The following is a 17,352-nucleotide window of genomic DNA, read 5'->3' on the forward strand; positions in this document are numbered from 1 at the left end:
TAGTTGTTTTTGTTCTATTGTAATTCTTTCATACCTACGGGGTCCATATCATCATAACGTTTGTTGTCTCCGGCCATGCTCCAGATGAAGGTGTAGTTGTGCGTACCCACACCGCTGTGAATGGACCAGCTTGGAGAAATTACTGCCTGTTCATTGTGCATTACAATGTGACGGGTCTCTGTAGGCTCACCCATGAGGTGGAACACAATGGAATCATCCGGAAGATCGAAGTAGAAGTAAGCTTCCATCCGGCGCGGGTGAGTGTGGGATGGCATTGTATTCCACATGCTGCCCGGTTTCAATTGAGTCATCCCCATAACCAGCTGAGCACTTTGAACGCCGTTAGTATGGATGAAGCGGTGAATCGTACGTTCGTTAGAGTTCTCGAGACCCCCCATTGCACCAGATTCGGATTCAGCCAGCGTGGTTTTGGTAGTAGGGTAAGATTGATGTGCAGGTGCAGAGTTCAGGTAGAACTTCGCAGGTTTGGCGCTGTCGGCGCTTTTGAAAATAACATCTTTGGAGCCTTGTCCTACATACAGGCACTCTTTGTAATCTATTTCATATTCTGTTCCGTCTACAACAACTGAACCCTTGCCTCCGACATTGATAACACCCAGTTCACGGCGTTCCAGGAAGTAAGTTACTCCAAGCTCTTTCAGGTCAGTGGTGAGCACAACATCTTCTTTAACGGGATTAGCACCGCCGACGATCATGCGGTCTTCGTGGGTCAGGACAAGCTTCAGTTCATCCGGAGCAAAAATGACAGGAATGTGGAACTCCTTGCGCAAGCGCTCTGTGTCAAATTGCTTAACTTCATTAGGATGGGATGCGAAACGTCTTTCCATGAAATATTCAATCTCCTTCGCAAACATATTTTCGTTCGTATAGGTACAATTTAATCCATATAAGTTCATTTGGCAAGTGATAATCTTTTTTATTATGTTTATTTTAGTTCATTTATAGCGTTTAAAGCGTTGCCATATGAACTGAAAGCGTGCACAATAGTACTGAAATGAAGTTGGATCTTAAGTATGTAGTATATAAGAAATGGTGGAGGGTGAACGGAAGTGGGAGAACACAAATCTGCACCGGGTCCATATCAGGCTCGCCAAAATGAAATCATCTATACTATCGCTACCCAGGCTGAACGGCGTCCCTTACTGGATAGCGGGCTATGGTTCCATGATGATGTACGCAACAACTTTTATTATGCATCTTATCTTTTTGCTGCTGCTGTGGAATCATCTTTTGAGCTGCCTTTTGACCGGGAGGAGGCCAAACACAAAGCGGAGGCTGTGATGCTCGAAACCGTGCTCCTGCAAAACCGGCAGCCGGATACGCCGTTATACGGGCATTGGCCGCTGAATCTGCACCCGCTTCCGCGCGAGGCAGCACTGCATGAGCTGCCGGTGGAGATCATGGGCAGCCTGATGGTCTGGTTCTTCAAGCAATACGGGGGCAGACTGAATGCTGGACTGCGGATTGCTTTTCACACAGCAATCGGGCATATCTATCGCAGCGGCTTCTACTGTAAGCCAGTGATTCACTTTGGACATCATGAGGCCAAATATACAGCGGCCAAGCTGATCTTCGGCAAGCTGTTCGATGATGAAGAACTGCTGGCGGACGGGCGGCAGAGTCTGGAGAATACTCTGGTGTATATCAGAGAGAAGGGAATGCCGGAGTATGGCAGCCTGCCGTGGTTCTGGCACTGGGTGCAGGCGTTTACCTGTGCCTGGGCGCTGGAGGAAGACAGCAGAGTTAAGAGAACGCTTGGAGAAATGCTGGATTACCTGTGGAATGAACGGGGACAATTCTATCTGCAGGGTGCCTGGGTTGGCGCGCATTCCAGGGGCTGGCCGCATGATATTCCGGCCGACGGGAATGTGCTTCATGACTATGTGCAGTTTGGGAATTTCAAGCTGCCACAGGATATGCCCCGCACGGAGTATGCCGGGTTTCTCTTCTATGAAGCTCCGGCTAAGGTACGTGCAGCAGCACTGAACCGCCAGACTCCGGTGGAAGTCACCAAAGTGACGCAAAAAGTCATTCCCGAAGATCCTAACCCGCAGCCGCTGATTCACTCCTATGCGTATATTACCGAGAGCTTCGCCGCAGGAGGCTTATGGGAGCGGGTTGAGGAGTTCGACAACGAACAGCTCCGCTGGGCTTTTTCACTTCCGGTATCTGCTGAATCTGCAGCGAACCGGCTGTATTTCTTTCATCCCGGTCAAGGTTATCACACAGGAGACCCGCGCCATCAGAGCAGGTATATGGAGGTGCTGTACCACCGGAACACCATTCTATCATTGTTCCCGGTTCCAGAGGGGGAAGGGGATACAGTAGTCGGTGTGCTGCCCAAGGGCCAGTGGATGAAGCGGCATACTGCGTTGTTCGGCCAGGCGGGCGCTGTGTATTTTGCCGTATATCTGTCCCATGGTTACCAGCTGATTGAAAGGGAGACCTATCTCGAAGTGTCTGCACAGGGAATGCCGGGAGGCGTGGTTGTGGAAGCTATAAGTGTCAAGGAGGCTGCGGAGCGGGGGATCAGTGACCTTGCGTGCTTTGAAGCTGAATGGGCAGCATATGCACCATCTTTTGAGGTTGGGGCCACCTTGACCGTTCAATATGACAATAGTAATGGAGACCGGCTGCAATTAAGTGCAGGGGATCAAATCTTTACTCAAGCTCTGCTGAATGGCAGCCCAATCACATTGGAACATTATACCGTTAGCGGCAGCTAAATATGTTTTGTTAAAGAACCCGCAGGCAGATGATCCGCCTTCATGCGCGTGTTCTCCTTCGACAGATGTGGTTAAGGTTCAATCCAATGCGTGTCCATGATATAATAATTAAGAGCATTCATACAAAAATTGTGTTTATCCCTGTAATGACTTATTGGAGGAATAGCGTGGCAAAAGCGAAAGTGGCCAAACGGCCGACAAGAGATGAATTTGTGCTGGAGGAAATTGGCAATCAATTGACGGAAGCTATGCAGGAGGCCTCTGAAATCCTGTTGACCGTCTGGGGCAAAGAGGAGCAGGTGCGGGGAACGATCGTTGGCATGGATTCACGTACCGGCAAGGTGCATGTAAGCTTCAAAGAGGAGCTCATGAAGGTTCCTTTTATGGACATTATGGCCATAGATTATCCAAGAGATTAGTAGAGCGAACAGATAGAACTGCCGAAAGGTCGATGTATGATGTCAATCACCAAAACCAACGCCATGCGGATTCTCGATACCCGAAAAGTCGCTTACAGGATTCATGCGTATGACAATGAGGATGGCCAGATTCATGGAACAGCTGTGGCTGAGAAGATAGGTCTGCCGCCGGAAACTGTCTTTAAGACCCTTGTCGCGCATAGCGGAGTGAACCTCTATGTGTTTGTTATTCCGGTAGCGGAAGAGCTCGATCTCAAAAAAGCAGCGAAGGCGGCGGGCGAGAAGAAGATGGAGATGCTCCCGGTAAAAGATCTGCTGAAATGGACCGGATACGTGCGCGGTGGTTGTTCTCCCGTAGGCATGAAAAAGCTTTATCCTACCTTTATTGACGGCAGCGCCGCAACACTTGCAGCCATGGCCGTCAGCGGCGGCAAGATTGGCATGCAGATCGAATTGGTACCGGAGCAGCTGGCTGGGGTTGTCAACGCCAGATTTTGTGATGTGATCCAAGCATGAACGCATGATGTGAAAAAGCAGTGGGCCGGATGAATTCATTCCTCCGATCCACTGCTTTTTGCTGTTCAGGCTCCATTCCCTGCTACCAGATACGGGCGGCGAGGTAGCCTAAATATTCTTTTAGTGACGTTCCCGTATTATTCATTGCTCCGGGGGATGGTGAGAATTTGGCCAAATAAAGGCGTTCTTCCTGGCTGACGGTATAATCTGATGGATACGCCTGTGGCAAAAGTCCGCTATTCTTGAAGTGAATCATGGCCCGGGGCATGTGAAAAGCGGATGTAACCAGGATCGGGTGACTGAGTCCGTTGCTTTTCATAAGGAGCGCTGTGTTGGCGGCATTCTGCTCAGTATTCAGAGACTGGTTCTCTGTCAGAATATCACCCTCCGGGACACCGAGGCCAATCAGCTGACGTTTGGCGATATCCGCTTCATTGCCGCTGTCGGCAAATACCTGGCCGCCGGAGAACAGGACCGGCAGTCCGGTCTTTCGGTACAGCCGCGCCGCAGTCAGCAGCCGGTTCGCCGCTGAACCGAACATATTCCCATCCCCGTCAATGTCAGGCGTCCCTGAAGTAGCTCCACCGCCAAGTACGACGATTACATCACCTTGGATCCTCTCTGGCTGATTATACTGCCGTTCCAGGCCACCCATCAGCAGATCGCCGATTAGTGGAGTCATGGTGAGGTAGAGCAGGAAGGTAATGCCGAGCAGGACCAGAGCCGGTCGCCGGTTGCTCCGCCACAGCCAGATTGTCATACCCAGAAGCAGCAGGACGAAAAGACCTGGCGGAAGAATGAAGCTGTATAAGAATTTAATGAAATAGATCAACGGATTCACCTCGTTATGTAGAATTGCTGAATATATTGTACCATGAGCACAGGAGGCAGGCCCAGCGGCCTTGGTTCCACTCGGCATGATTCGCGAATGCATTCCATATTAGGCGGTTTCAATTCGTTCGTCGAATTGGTCCGTCTATTTAATTCTGCAAAGAGAGGGCTGGATTCTAAAAAAACTGCTATTTTATATGAAAAGGTTTCACTCCTGTCCCGGATCTGACGTGCTACAGTAAGGTGGGAGAACTCTATTTGTCAATGAGACAATGGCAAATCTTAAGTAATGTGACTGCAGTACACAAAGGCAAAGCAGGGTCTAATATGATAGCATTATAGGCAAAAAAACCTTTTCAACAGATAAAAACGGACTTGCGGAGGGATAGCGATGAACAGAAGCATCCGGGTACTGCTGGCAGATGATGAACCGGTTATTCTGCGCGGACTGAAGAAGCTGATATCCTGGGATACACTTGGTCTGGATATAGTAGGTGAAGCACGGGACGGGATCGAGTTGAAGGCGTTGATTGACTCCTGTACTCCTGATCTGGTGATCAGCGATATCAGCATGCCCGGATTCAGCGGTATTGATATTATACGGGATATTCATGAATCGGGCCGTCCAATCAAGGTTGTATTTATAAGCGCTTACCAGGAGTTTTCGTATGCCAGGCAGGCCATACAATATGGGGCGCTCGACTATATCGTCAAACCCGTGAACACAAGCCAACTAGAGCAGGTAGTAGGGAGAGCTGTGGCGGTAATCCGTCAGGAATCAGAAGAAGAGCGCAACAAGGAAAGGCTCAAATCCTATGAACGCAAAAATCATTCCATCACGATTGAGGGATTACTTGAGGGTTTAACCGATGGCAACAAAGGGGCAGTGTCAACATTAGCCAGTATGGGATATATAGCGATCACCCGTTATGCGAGCGTATGTGTGATAGAACCGGATGAATATGGCGGCCAGGCCTCCCGCTGGGAAGAGCGCGAACGCAAGCTTGTAGATTTTGCCCTGTCCAATATCATTAAAGAAACCGTGGATGCTGAAGGCAATAGCTATGTTTTCCGTAAAGGAGAGCGTTTCGCAGTTCTACTGCAGCACGAGCAGGAATCGGGGCCGGAGCAGGTCATGAAGGACCTCCATCACAAAATCAACAGTTTCCTGAAGCTACAGGTCTCGATTGGCGTAGGGCGGCCGGTGAACGGAATGGAAGAGGCGGATGAATCCTACCAAAGTGCTTTGAGAGCACTTAAATTCAGGTACTTTGCAGGACTCAACCAAGTGCTTGCAGATCGTACGCACTATCAGGAGACTACTGTAGCAATATCTGACTGGATTGCAGCTCAAGCTTCATTAATGGACGCGCTAAAATCAATGGACAAAGAACAGCTGCCCGTTCTGGCTGGCAGACTGCTGGAAACGATTCGGCTTCTGTCCGGTGACAGCAGGAATCAGGCAGTATCTCATGTGTACAATTCCATCATTCAACTGGAACAGGAGCTTGCCGGTTTTGGCGTAGATGCCGGGCTGGTGGACTCCGGAGATAAGCCACTGCTGGAAAAGCTGACGGATGCCCCGACGTTTGATGCTTTGAAACAGCAGTTTGAAGGCGTGCTGACGAGACTAACCGGCCTGTTGGCATCGAAGATGAATGGAAGAGAAATGCCACAGCTGCTGCAGGTGAAGGCTTTTGTCGAAGAGCATTATGCGGAGAATATTACATTGGACTCTATGGCGGCACTGGTCTATATGAATCCCTATTATTTCAGCAGTTTTTTCAAAAAGCATACGGGACAGAATTTTAAAAATTATGTCACTGAAGTCAGAATGGGGCACGCGCTGCGACTGCTGCTGCATAGTGATCTGATGGTCTATGAGATTGCGGAAAGTGTCGGCTATAATAATGCCCGGCATTTCAGTGATATGTTCAAGAAGCAATTCGGGAAGCTGCCCCAGGAGTACAAACAATCGCTTAAGAAGTAGTTACCAGGTTTCTATTCAGTGAAAAGGGGGGGAGCATGCTGATCTGGGGGAGAGGTTCCAAAAGTATTTTCGTCAAATTCTCTGCATCATTCCTGCTGGTTGGACTAATTCCCTTGCTGGCGCTCAGCTTCTTCTCGGTGAAGACCTTCTCCAGCTATGTAGAGAGGTATACCACCAGTAATCTGCAGCAGATGGTGCTGTATATGAGCTATAATCTGAACTCCGCGTTCAACCAGTACAATGAAATTTCCAAGCTGATGTATACCGGACGTAATGAAGCTTTCATCGACAGTTATAAGCAGGACCAGACCACTAATGTCAATGAACTGGAGCAGATCAACACCATTCCGATCGACTCTTTTCTGAAGACGGTGCTGTTTAGTGATCCGTATATTTCAAGCGCCGTCTTTGTCCGTCAGTCTGATGGCAAAATGTACGCCCAAGAGAAAGAAAACCGGTCACTGGATACTAATTCTTTTCCTGCAGCTGCACGACTGAAGACGATGGCTCTCAATCCGTCAACGGTGGCTATTTTCCCTACACATACCGACCCCTATTTCTTCCATTCCAGCCGCAAAGTATTTACAGTTGGACGCAGTCTGATTGATACATCGGGAAAAGTGACTTCACATCCCAAGGTAACTGGTACGTTATTCCTGGATATCGATACTTCGTTGTTTGAACAATTCTTCAGAGAGCTGAGCTTGGGTGACAAAGATGAGCTTTATCTTCTGGATGGTGAGGGCAATGTGTATTTCAGCAATCAGACCCTTCCGGTGGGAACTCTTGCAGAAGCTGTTCAAACGGATAGCGAGATGATCGTACTTAGTGAGGATATTCCATTCCTGAATGGTAAGGTGATTGCACGGATTCACCGCGGCAGCCTGTTCGAGCAACTGTTATCGGCCAGAGCCACAGTGTACATTGCTATTATCATTTGCGCTTTGGTCATGATTGTGATGGGGGCGTGGTTCTCCAGGCGTCTTGCGGCTCCGATCCGCGAGCTAATCAAACAGATGGCCATAGTGGAATCCGGCAACCTGGATACTCAGCTGTCAGTGCACACGAATGATGAAATGGGCAGGCTCGCCCACGGGTTCAACCGGATGGTGGAAAGGCTTCAGATCTATATCAATGAGGCATATGTGGCCCAGATCAAACAGAAACAGACGGAGCTGAATGCCCTGAAAAGCCAGATCCGGCCCCATTATTTGTATAATACTCTTGAAGTGATCCGGATGAACGCGGTGGATAAGGAGGCTGTGGAGGTCGCAGATATGATTCTAGCCCTATCCAACGAACTGAAATATGTGATCGATTATGGAGAAGACCGGGTGAGCATCCGCAGTGAGCTGGAGCATCTGCAGAATTATTTTTACATCATCTCGGTACGTTTTGAGAACCGGTACGAGCTTCAGCTGGATATTGACCCTGAGGTTCATATGGATTGGCCGATTCTGAAGCTCTCACTCCAGCCGATTGTAGAGAATGCTATTCAGCATGGGTTACGCCTGCAAGGAAAGGGTACGGTAGGGATTACCATGGAAAAAAAAGACCGCCTGCTAGCGATTACCATTTATGATGATGGTGTCGGTATGAGCCGGGAAGCGCTGGCGAGGGTTACCAAAACATTGGATGATTCCGTTGTACCCGGCAAAAATGTAGGTCTTAAAAATGTGCATGAGCGGTTACGTTCAACTTTTGGGGAGGAATACGGGCTGTCCATCAACAGCCGGGAGTATGTAGGAACCTCAGTAACGCTACTGTTCCCGATTCTAGACTGAACCTTAACCTGATAGTGGGTAAAGCGTCATTATCCAGCCTGATATCACACGGCTTGCAGGAGGTATATGCTTTAAATGCAGAAGATAAAATGGATACAGCACCGGGCCGGATTTCTGGTCGCTATACTCCTCTTGAGTGCATGCAGGAACAGCTATACAGGGGATTCAGATGGTAAGCAGGCGGAAGACAGAGTAGATCACGACAAGCAAGAAGTGCATTTCACCATCGCTTATGCAGCCGGGGACCCGGCAACCAAGCAGGCCATCGTGGCTACCATAGAAGCTTTCACTAGCGCACATCCAAATATCATTATTCAGGACAGCAGCGAGCTGTCCTCCAGCGCATACCTGGACTGGCTGAAGATGAAGGATGCCGTGGGCGAATTCCCGGACCTGGTGGAAATCCGGGATACTGAAGCTTTTGCCAGTGCCGGTAAAATTGTGGAGCTGCCTACCGACCTTCTGGAATTGTTCGATAGACTGCCGGAGGTAAACGGCAAGGTATGGAATGCGCCTCTGTTCGGCAATGCGCCTCAGGGCATCATTTACAGCAAACAGGCTTATGCCAATGCCGGAATCACCCGGCTCCCGCGAACCTATACTGAATTCCTTGAGATTCAGACTAAGTTGAAGGCTGATGGAATGACTCCGCTGGTTGTCGGAGGCAAGGATATTTTCCACATCGGATTCTGGGTGAACAAGTTTCTGATCGATGAAGTCTATGCTAAAGAACCAGATTGGAACGCCAAACGCACGAAGAGGCAGGTCAGCTTTGCTGATAAACAAGTGGTTCATGCCATGACAGATTTCAAAACACTGTTTCAATCGGATGTGAACGATGATTGGCTGACCACTGCTGATAATCAAACTGCCTCCATTCTTACATCCGGCAAGGCGGCCCAGCTCTTTTCTGGAACCTGGATGTTCTCGCAGATTGAAGAAGCTGACCCGGACTTTCAATATGGATTCTATGCAGTGCCTGACCGTGAAGGCAGACGAAACGTCGTGGGCCTGCCGTCGCCAGCCGGGTGGTCGCTGTCAGCGCAAGCTGCCAAAGATACAGAAAAGACAGAAGCGATCAAGGAGTTTATCCGCTTCTTCTTCTCCCAAGGACCTTACTCGAAATTCCTGGCCAGCATCAACGGACTTCCCTCCACCAAAGCAAAGATAAGCTATGAAACAGGAGAACAGATGCAAACCGCCCTGAGTCTGATGGCAGATCCGGACGTAACCAAGTCGCTAATGATTAACAACTGGTGGGGGGATAATCTGATTCCGCCGGATTTCCGCAACTGGTTCTACAAGCTGCTGGAGGAGATGGTTCTGAATGACGGGAATGTCGCCGAATATATGAAGCGTGCCGATCAGGAGTATGACAGACAGGTGCAGGATAATCAAATAACTGACTAATAGCTTAAACGGGGGACCTGCAGTCCTCCGTTTTTTTTGTTGCTTAGGATAAAAATCCTCTTAAATTTACCGCATATGGCACTTTAATAAGTTCATTCTAACTAAAGTTTATGGATGCTATTCTTGAAGCAAGGAAACGCTTTCGAACGATGATGCGCACATCGGGCCATACTATGCTGCTCCTTGAACAGGATTGAGACTGCAACACCATCGAACAGAATACGATTAGGGGGTTACTCTTCATATGCAGAAGAAAACAATGATGAAGCTTTCGGTTCTGCTGCTTGCAACCACGTCCATATTATCTGCTTGCGGAAGCAACAACAATAATAATGGCAGTGCCGGGAATAATGCGGCTGCCTCGGCGTCACCGGGTGCTGCTGCAACAGACGCTCCAAAAGAGGTGAGCTTCTCCATAGGTTATGCTGCGGGTGATCCTGCCACCAAACAGGCCATCGCGAATACCATAAAAGCATTCATGGAAGCTAATCCGAATGTGAAGATCAAAGATATTAGTGAAAATACCTCAGCAGCCTATCTCGATTGGCTGAAGACCAAGGATGCGGTCGGAGAATTCCCGGATCTCGTGGAAATGCGTGATACCCAGGTGTTTGCATCCGCCGGTAAAATAGTGGAGCTGCCAAGTGATCTGCTTGATCTCTTCAGTGATCCGCCTCAGGTTGAAGGCAAGGTATGGAATGCCCCGATGTCCGTCAATGTGCCTCAGGGAATTATTTACAGTAAGAAGGCTTATGCCGATGCCGGTATTACCGAGCTTCCCAAAACCTATGATGAATTCATCGCTATCCAGGAAAAGCTGAAAGCAACCGGGATTTCGCCGATTGTGGTCGGAGGAAAGGATATTTTTCATATGGGCTTCTGGGTGAACAAATTCCTGATTGATGATGTCTATTCCAAAGATCCGGATTGGAACTCCAAGCGAACCGCAAAGACCGTGAGTTTCACAGATCCTAATGTCGTTCAGGCTATGACTGATTTCAAAGACCTGTTCACCAACTATGTGGATAAAGGCTGGTTAAGTACAGGTGATAACCAGACCGCCTCGATTCTTGTATCCGGCAAAGCGGCTCAGCTGTTCTCAGGAACCTGGATGTTCTCGCAAATTAAGGAAGCCGATCCGAACTTTGAATTTGGCTTCTATGCCGTCCCTGACCGCGAAGGCAAAGTTAATGTTATCGGTCTGCCGTCTCCGGCTGGCTGGTCGCTCTCTTCCGAGGCCGCTAAAGATGCCGATAAAACACAGGCGATTAAAGAATTCATCCGGTTCTTCTTTGCACCAGAACAATATAAAACCTTCCTGGCCAGTGTCAATGCCATTCCATCCACCAAAGAAAAGGTGACATATGAAACCGGCGAGCAAATGCAAGTGGCACTGGACCTGATTGCTGATCCGAATGTAACCAAATCCCTGGCGATTAACAATTGGTGGGGCGAAAATCTGATTCCGCCGCAGTTCCGCAACTGGTATTACAAACTGCTGCAGGATATGGTGGGTAAGAACGCAGATGTAGCTGACTATATGAAGCAAGCAGATAAGGAATATGACGCTCAAGTCAAAGCCAACGCACAGTAAAATAGAAAACTGTCTGATGGAGGAGCGGCTGTACTTGAACGGCAGCCGGCTTCTCCTTAAGGAACAGCTCCGGGAGGGAGAGCAATCATGGCTACAGCAGTAGAAAGGGCAAACAAGCCGCTAACGGCAGCCATACCGAAGAAAAAGAAGAAATGGCAGTGTTACGCTTTGTTGTTTATCCTACCTTCTTTTTTAATCTATACCTTGTTTGTAATTGTTCCTACAGTAGGAAGCATCTATTTGAGCTTTACTTCCTGGGACGGCATCAGTGAGGATGTCCGGTACATTGGCTTCGCTAATTTTGTGGAGATTTGGCATAGTCCCCGGGTTCATAATGCATTGAAGAATACCATGGTTATGACGATAAGTCTGGTATTGTTGGAGAATATTGCTGCGATTGTTCTGGCTGTCCTTGTCGATAAGGTCCGTTGGTTCCGTAATTTGTTCAGAAGTGTGTTCTATTTTCCTACACTGCTCAGCGGCATCGTAATGGGTTTCGTCTGGGCTATGATTCTGAATTACAACTTTGGGGTTTTTAATCAAATTCTGGATTCGATCGGACTGGGAAGCTGGGTGGTGGACTGGCTAGGCAATCCGAAGTATGCCATGCTATCGATCATTTTGTCTACGGTATGGAAAGGCGCGGGCTATTATATGATCATCTATCTGGCGGGGCTGCAGGGTATTCCAGCTGAGCTGAACGAAGCGGCAAGCATCGATGGAGCGAGCGGATTTCAGCAATTCCGCCACATTACCTTTCCGCTGCTTGCCGGCTCGATGACCGTATGTCTGGTGCTCTCTATGATCAGCGCACTGAAGATTTTTGATCAGATTGCGGTCATGACGGATGGGGGCCCGGGCTTTGAGACCGAGACATTAACTTATATTATTTACAAGGTCGGCTTTGGTGAACTGCGGCAGGGTTTTGGTACGGCACTTGCCATGGTTCTGTTCCTGATCATCATGCTGATTACTGTCATTCAAGTGAAATTCCTCCGTAAACGGGAGGTGCAGATGTAATATGACACTTCAAGCTAAGAAAAGATGGGCCGAAATTGCCCTGCTTACATTAACCCTGGTGCTGGCAATCCTTTTCTTTTTCCCGATATTCTTCAATCTGATGTCGGCATTCAAGAGCAATGCGGAGATTATGAACGATGCCGTTGCATTTCCCACGGGGCTGTATCTGGACAGCTTCAAGTATCTGCTGACGGAGACGGATTTCCCCCGGGCGATTGTGAACAGCCTGATCCTGACGCTCGTATCGATTATAGCCCAGGTGCTGATTATCCCGATGGCCGGATATGCGATAGAACGCAGGGATTCCAGATGGACCAAGATGGTGTTTCTGTATTTCCTGGCAGGGATGATGATTCCTTTTCAGGCGTACATGATTCCTTTGTTTAAGGAATTGAGAACGTTGGGCTTGTACGGAAGTCTGGTCGGTCCGATTCTCGTCTACGTTGCTGGTGCAGTAGGCTTTGGCTGTCTGCTCTATACCAGTTTTGTCAAAGGAATACCGAAGGAGATTGAGGAGGCGGCTGAGATTGACGGCTGCAGCCGGTACGGCATCTTCTGGAAAATCGTCTTCCCGCTTCTGGGACCGGTTACGGCAAGTATGGTTGTACTGAACGGCCTTGGGATCTGGAATGACTTCCTGATGCCGATGCTGGTGTTGCCTTCCGGCGAGCCGAAGACGATGGTCGTAGAAATTTACCGTTACATCGGTGAATTCTCCTCGCGCTGGGATATGATCTTTGCCGGGACAGCTATGTCAGTGATACCGGTGCTCATCGTATTCGTCTCGCTTCAAAAGTACTTTGTCAAAGGGATAGCCTCAGGGGCAACTAAAGGATAAGCTTTGTAAAAATCAAAGGGTCAGGCAAGCCATGGTACAGTGGCTTGCCTGACCCCTAATTATTTTGAAGTTATCAAGACAGCAGGATTCTTTGACGAAGTGGTAAAGCTTCATGGTACATCCCCTGATTAAATATTACTGATCTGCGCACAGCAACAGTAGAAGAATGTGGGAATAACAAAAGCAGTCTGCCCGGATCTTAGGTTCGGGCAGACTGCCTTGTTGGATAGATAAGTAATGATATCGTACCGAAGATTGCAGATCACTTGGAAGCTTGCAACGATATGCAGCTAGAAAACCCGGTGCTTCCATCCGTTCAATTTTGCTATGGCTTCAATATAATAGTAATCTGCGTAAATCAGCGATACTTCGATGAAGGAATCCCCGCTGCCGGTACCTTTGGTAAGGATGGCTTCATGCTCAGGCTGATTCCAAGTGGCATAATTCTCGGTTAATGAGCGGAGGATACGTTCTGCTGCATCGGCGTAAAGGCTCTTTTCACCTAGCGGGACAATACCGGCGAGCTCCAGCAGGCCAGAAGCGGCAATAGCTGCAGCTGAACTGTCCCTGTACTTGCGCTCATCATTTCCGGTGCGGAAATCCCAGTAAGGGACCTGATCCTCTGGCAGCGCCGCGATGAAATAGTGGGCAATCCGCTTGGCGGTATGGAGGAAGCGCTCATCCCCGCTATGTCGGTACGTGTTGATGAATCCATAAAGACCCCATGAGGCGCCGCGGCTCCAGCAGGATTCGGGTGAATATCCCTGACCGCCAAAGTTCTCAATATACGCGCCGGTCTCGGCATCGAAAGAGAGGATATGCATCGTCGAACCGTCTTCCCGAATGCCGTATTTCATCGTCGTTTCCGCATGACTGACCGCAATATGCTTATAACGTGGATCCCCCGTAACCTTGCTGGCCCAGAATAAGAGTGAGATGTTCAGCATACAGTCGATGATGACCCAGCCGTATTTGTCCGCATTCCAGGCACGGATGAACTTACCGACGGGGTTATAGCGGGCGGCCAGGAAGTTGGCGGCCTCGATTCCTCTGCGCCGACCATCCTCATCGCCGGTCAACGTATGTTTGATGACGGCAGTAGGCAGGAACTGAAAGCCCACATCATGGTGAAATTCCTCAGTTGGCTTGACGAACCATTCCTCAAGAGTCTTGTCCCAGTGCCAGGCGGCTTCTTTATAAATGTTTTTCCCGGTCATATCATGCATGATCCAGAGAAGTCCCGGCCAAAATCCGGTAGTCCACCAGTCAGACCCGATATCGTCGTATATGCCGTCTTTACCTGCATAATGTGGACATTTGTCTCCGATTTGTTCTACCATTCGCGTAACCTTGGTGTCCAGTTTGTCCATAACTTCTTGCCAATAGGTTGTACTCATTGCGGATGCCTCCAATATATAGGATGTATCCTGAGTATATCGTGAAGGAGATTCAGGAAGTTGCGATTTTATATCTGGAAATATCGAAATTTTGTCATGATCCTCAAGAACATTTGGGTAATGTTTACCGCTTTAATTGCTTCTTCTGTACTTTAGGGGGGTAGTTCCAAGGACTCTTTTGAATAGCTGGTTAAAGTAGGAGGCATTCGGAAAACCGACCGATATACCAATTTGCTCCACCGGCATATCGGTAGTGGCGAGCAGACGGCAGGCCTGCTTAATCCGCCGGGCTGTAAGGTAATCCACTAGTCGTCCGCCTGTTTCCTGATGAAACACTCTGGAGACATAAGACTGGGACAAATGGGTCTCGGCAGCAAGCTGGGTGAGGTTTACCTCCTCCTGGTAATGCTCCTCGATCCAGTTCATAATCTGCTCAGAATAACGGAGCTTTCGCCGCTCCTCCGGTTGAATGAGGGAATTCTCGCCGGTTCCCAGAATGCTAAGCAGCTGAAGAAGCATCATCGTGATGTCTTCGGGGTCTTCCTCCATGGTGCTTTTGCGGCACAGGTTGTAATTCTTGTAGACCCATTCCACAGCTTCGGTGCTGGAGCTAAGATCAAAGCCGCAGCTGGTATTATTGCCCTGCCAAAGAGAGGAGAAGAGGGCCTTGCGTTTGGCAAAGCCCTGCAGCAGATTCTCAGCGGTATGCGGATCAATATAAAAAATCGTGCGCACAAAAGGACACTCTGGAGAGACCTCTGAGTAGATCCGGTGCAGCTGGTAGGGCTGGAAAAAGAACAACATTCCCGGGCGGATATCGTACATCTGCTGATTAACAACAACATTGCCCTGACCGTTATGGACAAACATGACTTCACAGCATTGATGCCAATGATAGTACCCTTTGTAATAATCGTCAGTGTATATCAGATAATCCCAGATCAGTGAATGGTGGTCAATAAAAACGACGGGTTCAAACAGCTGTTTCATAGCTCCTCCATCATGACAAAATATAAACATTTCATTACTAATCAGTATAACTTTTATCAGCTATAATCGCTACAATTAAAGGCAGGGATTTCGCATAAATTAAGATATGTGCTAGCTATTTATTAGGAGGGTGAAAGTTCATGGCTTCAACAATTGTTAATCCGGTTCTGACTGGCTTCCATCCCGATCCGTCTTTTCTGCGTGTCGGTGATGACTACTATATTGCCACTTCGACCTTCGAATGGTTTCCGGGTGTGGAGATCCACCATTCCCGGGATTTGGTGCACTGGCGCTCGTTAACCCGTGTCTTGACGGAAGCATCACAAGTGGATCTGCGTGGCAATGGAAGTTCCGGATCGATATGGGCTCCGGCACTTTCGTACGATAACGGAATCTATTATCTGCTATATACAGACGTGAAATCCCGCAAAAGTGTCTACAAGGATCTGCATAATTATCTGATCACTGCGACAGATATCACTGGACCCTGGAGTGAGCCGGTACGGTTGAACGGCAGTGGCTTTGATCCGTTTCTGTTCCATGACAAGGACGGCTCCAAATGGCTGCTCAATATGCGCTGGGATTTCCGCAAACAGCATAGCAATTTTTCCGGCATCATCATGCAGCAGTATGATCCGGAGAGCCGCAGTCTAACAGGGCCTGTTCACGAACTATTCAAAGGTACACCCGCAGGTGTAACGGAAGGTCCGCAGCTCTATCAAAGAAACGGCTATTACTATCTGCTTGTTGCCGAAGGCGGGACTGGCATCAATCATATGGTCACAATGGCCCGAAGCCGCAGCCGGACAGGTCCTTATGAGACCGATCCGGATTATCCGATCATGACTACTGCTCATGACCTGACCTTTGCGTTCCAGCAGGCGGGACACGGTTCTCTGGTAGAGACGCAGTCCGGTGAATGGTATATGGCTCATCTGTGCACCCGGCCGATCCCTGGGACCGGGACAATGAATCCGCTGGGCCGGGAGACGGCTATTCAGCATGTGGTCTGGACGGACGATGGCTGGCTGCGCCTGGCCCAAGGCGGTAAGCTGCCTTCGCTGATGGTTGAAGCGCCGGGGCTGCCGCTGCACCCGTATCCGGAACTACCGGAACGGGATGATTTCGATAATGAGTTGCTGGGGTATCCATACCAGAGTCTTCGGGTTCCTTTTGATTCTTCGTGGGTCAGCCTGACAGAGCGCCCGGGGTTTTTGCGGCTGAGGGGAAGAGAATCGCTTGCTTCGCTGCACGATCAGAGTCTGATAGGGCGTCCTATACAGCATTTTACCTGTACAGTGTCTACCTGTATGGAGTTCAAACCGGATACTTACATGCAAATGGCCGGGCTTGTCCTTTATTATGACGACAGTGATTACTACTATCTGCGGGTGACTGCTGACGAGATCAGGGGGATAAGTCTTGGAGTTGTAATGTGTAGAGCGGGTAAATATGACGAAATCTCCCCAATGCAGATATCGGTGAAGGATTGGGACCATTACTATCTTAAGGCGGTGATCAAAAATCGCGATATTGTATTCTACGCTTCACCGGACGGGGAAGCGTGGATTGCGATGTGCACACCACTTGATTTTGGCACATTGTCCGATGAATACGGTGGTAAGCTTGGTTTCACTGGCTCCTATGCTGCAATCTGTTGCCAGGATCTGGACCAGCAGGCGAAAGCAGCTTATTTTGATTATTTTGAGTATAGGGCTAACTAATTCAGCAGCTGAATAATAGTATTACTGAAAGCTCCCGTTTTCTGGATTTCATAAGAAAGAGTGGAGCTTTTTTTAAGCTGAATAAATATTTT

Annotated in this window: 14 protein-coding genes; 10 read left to right on the forward strand and 4 right to left on the reverse strand. The window is 48.9% G+C overall.

The window, feature by feature from the left end:
• Positions 1 to 14: 14 nt before the first annotated feature.
• Positions 15 to 848 carry a 5-dehydro-4-deoxy-D-glucuronate isomerase gene (gene kduI / locus ACAN54_RS01725; RefSeq protein WP_379151601.1) on the reverse strand — a complete coding sequence of 278 codons (834 nt, stop codon included), beginning with the start codon at positions 846 to 848 and terminating at the stop codon, positions 15 to 17.
• A gap of 222 nt (positions 849 to 1,070) precedes the next feature.
• Here kduI and ACAN54_RS01730 point away from each other — a divergent pair, with 222 nt between their 5' ends.
• The 3 genes from ACAN54_RS01730 to ybaK all read left to right on the forward strand — a co-directional run bounded on the left by ACAN54_RS01730 (position 1,071) and on the right by ybaK (position 3,682).
• Complete coding sequence (locus ACAN54_RS01730; RefSeq protein WP_379151604.1) at positions 1,071 to 2,747, forward strand: hypothetical protein; 1,677 nt, start codon at positions 1,071 to 1,073, stop codon at positions 2,745 to 2,747.
• Between the two features lie 167 nt (positions 2,748 to 2,914).
• A complete protein-coding gene (locus ACAN54_RS01735; RefSeq protein ID WP_379151607.1) occupies positions 2,915 to 3,166 on the forward strand; it encodes a YolD-like family protein in 252 nt (83 codons plus the stop codon).
• A 39-nt stretch (positions 3,167 to 3,205) separates the two neighbouring features.
• A complete protein-coding gene (ybaK, locus tag ACAN54_RS01740) occupies positions 3,206 to 3,682 on the forward strand; it encodes a Cys-tRNA(Pro) deacylase (protein ID WP_379151610.1) in 477 nt (158 codons plus the stop codon).
• A gap of 82 nt (positions 3,683 to 3,764) precedes the next feature.
• On the opposite strand, the gene ACAN54_RS01745 is transcribed toward ybaK, so the two are convergent.
• Positions 3,765 to 4,514 (reverse strand): YdcF family protein, encoded by a 750-nt coding sequence (locus ACAN54_RS01745; RefSeq protein WP_379151617.1) that lies wholly within the window; start codon positions 4,512 to 4,514, stop codon positions 3,765 to 3,767.
• A gap of 390 nt (positions 4,515 to 4,904) precedes the next feature.
• On the opposite strand from ACAN54_RS01745, the gene ACAN54_RS01750 reads away from it, so the two are divergent.
• The 6 genes from ACAN54_RS01750 (at position 4,905) to ACAN54_RS01775 (ending at position 13,149) form a co-directional block, all read left to right on the forward strand.
• On the forward strand, positions 4,905 to 6,503 hold the full coding sequence (locus ACAN54_RS01750) for a response regulator (protein ID WP_379151620.1): 1,599 nt from the start codon (positions 4,905 to 4,907) through the stop codon (positions 6,501 to 6,503).
• 35 nt (positions 6,504 to 6,538) lie between these two features.
• On the forward strand, positions 6,539 to 8,287 hold the full coding sequence (locus ACAN54_RS01755) for a cache domain-containing sensor histidine kinase (RefSeq protein WP_379151623.1): 1,749 nt from the start codon (positions 6,539 to 6,541) through the stop codon (positions 8,285 to 8,287).
• A 75-nt stretch (positions 8,288 to 8,362) separates the two neighbouring features.
• Positions 8,363 to 9,697 carry an ABC transporter substrate-binding protein gene (locus tag ACAN54_RS01760; protein WP_379151626.1) on the forward strand — a complete coding sequence of 445 codons (1,335 nt, stop codon included), beginning with the start codon at positions 8,363 to 8,365 and terminating at the stop codon, positions 9,695 to 9,697.
• Positions 9,698 to 9,941: 244 nt separating this feature from the next.
• Positions 9,942 to 11,291: an ABC transporter substrate-binding protein gene (locus ACAN54_RS01765; RefSeq protein ID WP_379151629.1), complete on the forward strand. Its 1,350-nt coding sequence runs from the start codon at positions 9,942 to 9,944 to the stop codon at positions 11,289 to 11,291.
• 87 nt (positions 11,292 to 11,378) lie between these two features.
• Entirely contained in the window at positions 11,379 to 12,311 is a 933-nt protein-coding gene (locus ACAN54_RS01770) for a carbohydrate ABC transporter permease (protein WP_379151632.1), read from the forward strand.
• Position 12,312: 1 nt separating this feature from the next.
• Complete coding sequence (locus tag ACAN54_RS01775) at positions 12,313 to 13,149, forward strand: carbohydrate ABC transporter permease (protein ID WP_379151635.1); 837 nt, start codon at positions 12,313 to 12,315, stop codon at positions 13,147 to 13,149.
• Between the two features lie 290 nt (positions 13,150 to 13,439).
• Here the strand turns inward: ACAN54_RS01775 and ACAN54_RS01780 are convergent, their stop codons facing one another.
• Positions 13,440 to 14,546, reverse strand: coding sequence for a glycoside hydrolase family 88 protein (locus ACAN54_RS01780; protein WP_379151638.1), 1,107 nt, complete (start codon positions 14,544 to 14,546; stop codon positions 13,440 to 13,442).
• Positions 14,547 to 14,678: 132 nt separating this feature from the next.
• Positions 14,679 to 15,536, reverse strand: a complete 858-nt coding sequence (locus tag ACAN54_RS01785) for a helix-turn-helix domain-containing protein (protein ID WP_379151641.1) — start codon at positions 15,534 to 15,536, stop codon at positions 14,679 to 14,681.
• A gap of 140 nt (positions 15,537 to 15,676) precedes the next feature.
• Between ACAN54_RS01785 and ACAN54_RS01790 the strand changes: the two genes are divergently transcribed.
• On the forward strand, positions 15,677 to 17,260 hold the full coding sequence (locus tag ACAN54_RS01790) for a glycoside hydrolase family 43 protein (RefSeq protein WP_379151644.1): 1,584 nt from the start codon (positions 15,677 to 15,679) through the stop codon (positions 17,258 to 17,260).
• Positions 17,261 to 17,352 lie beyond the last annotated feature (92 nt).

It is taken from the genome of Paenibacillus diazotrophicus, from assembly GCF_042610465.1.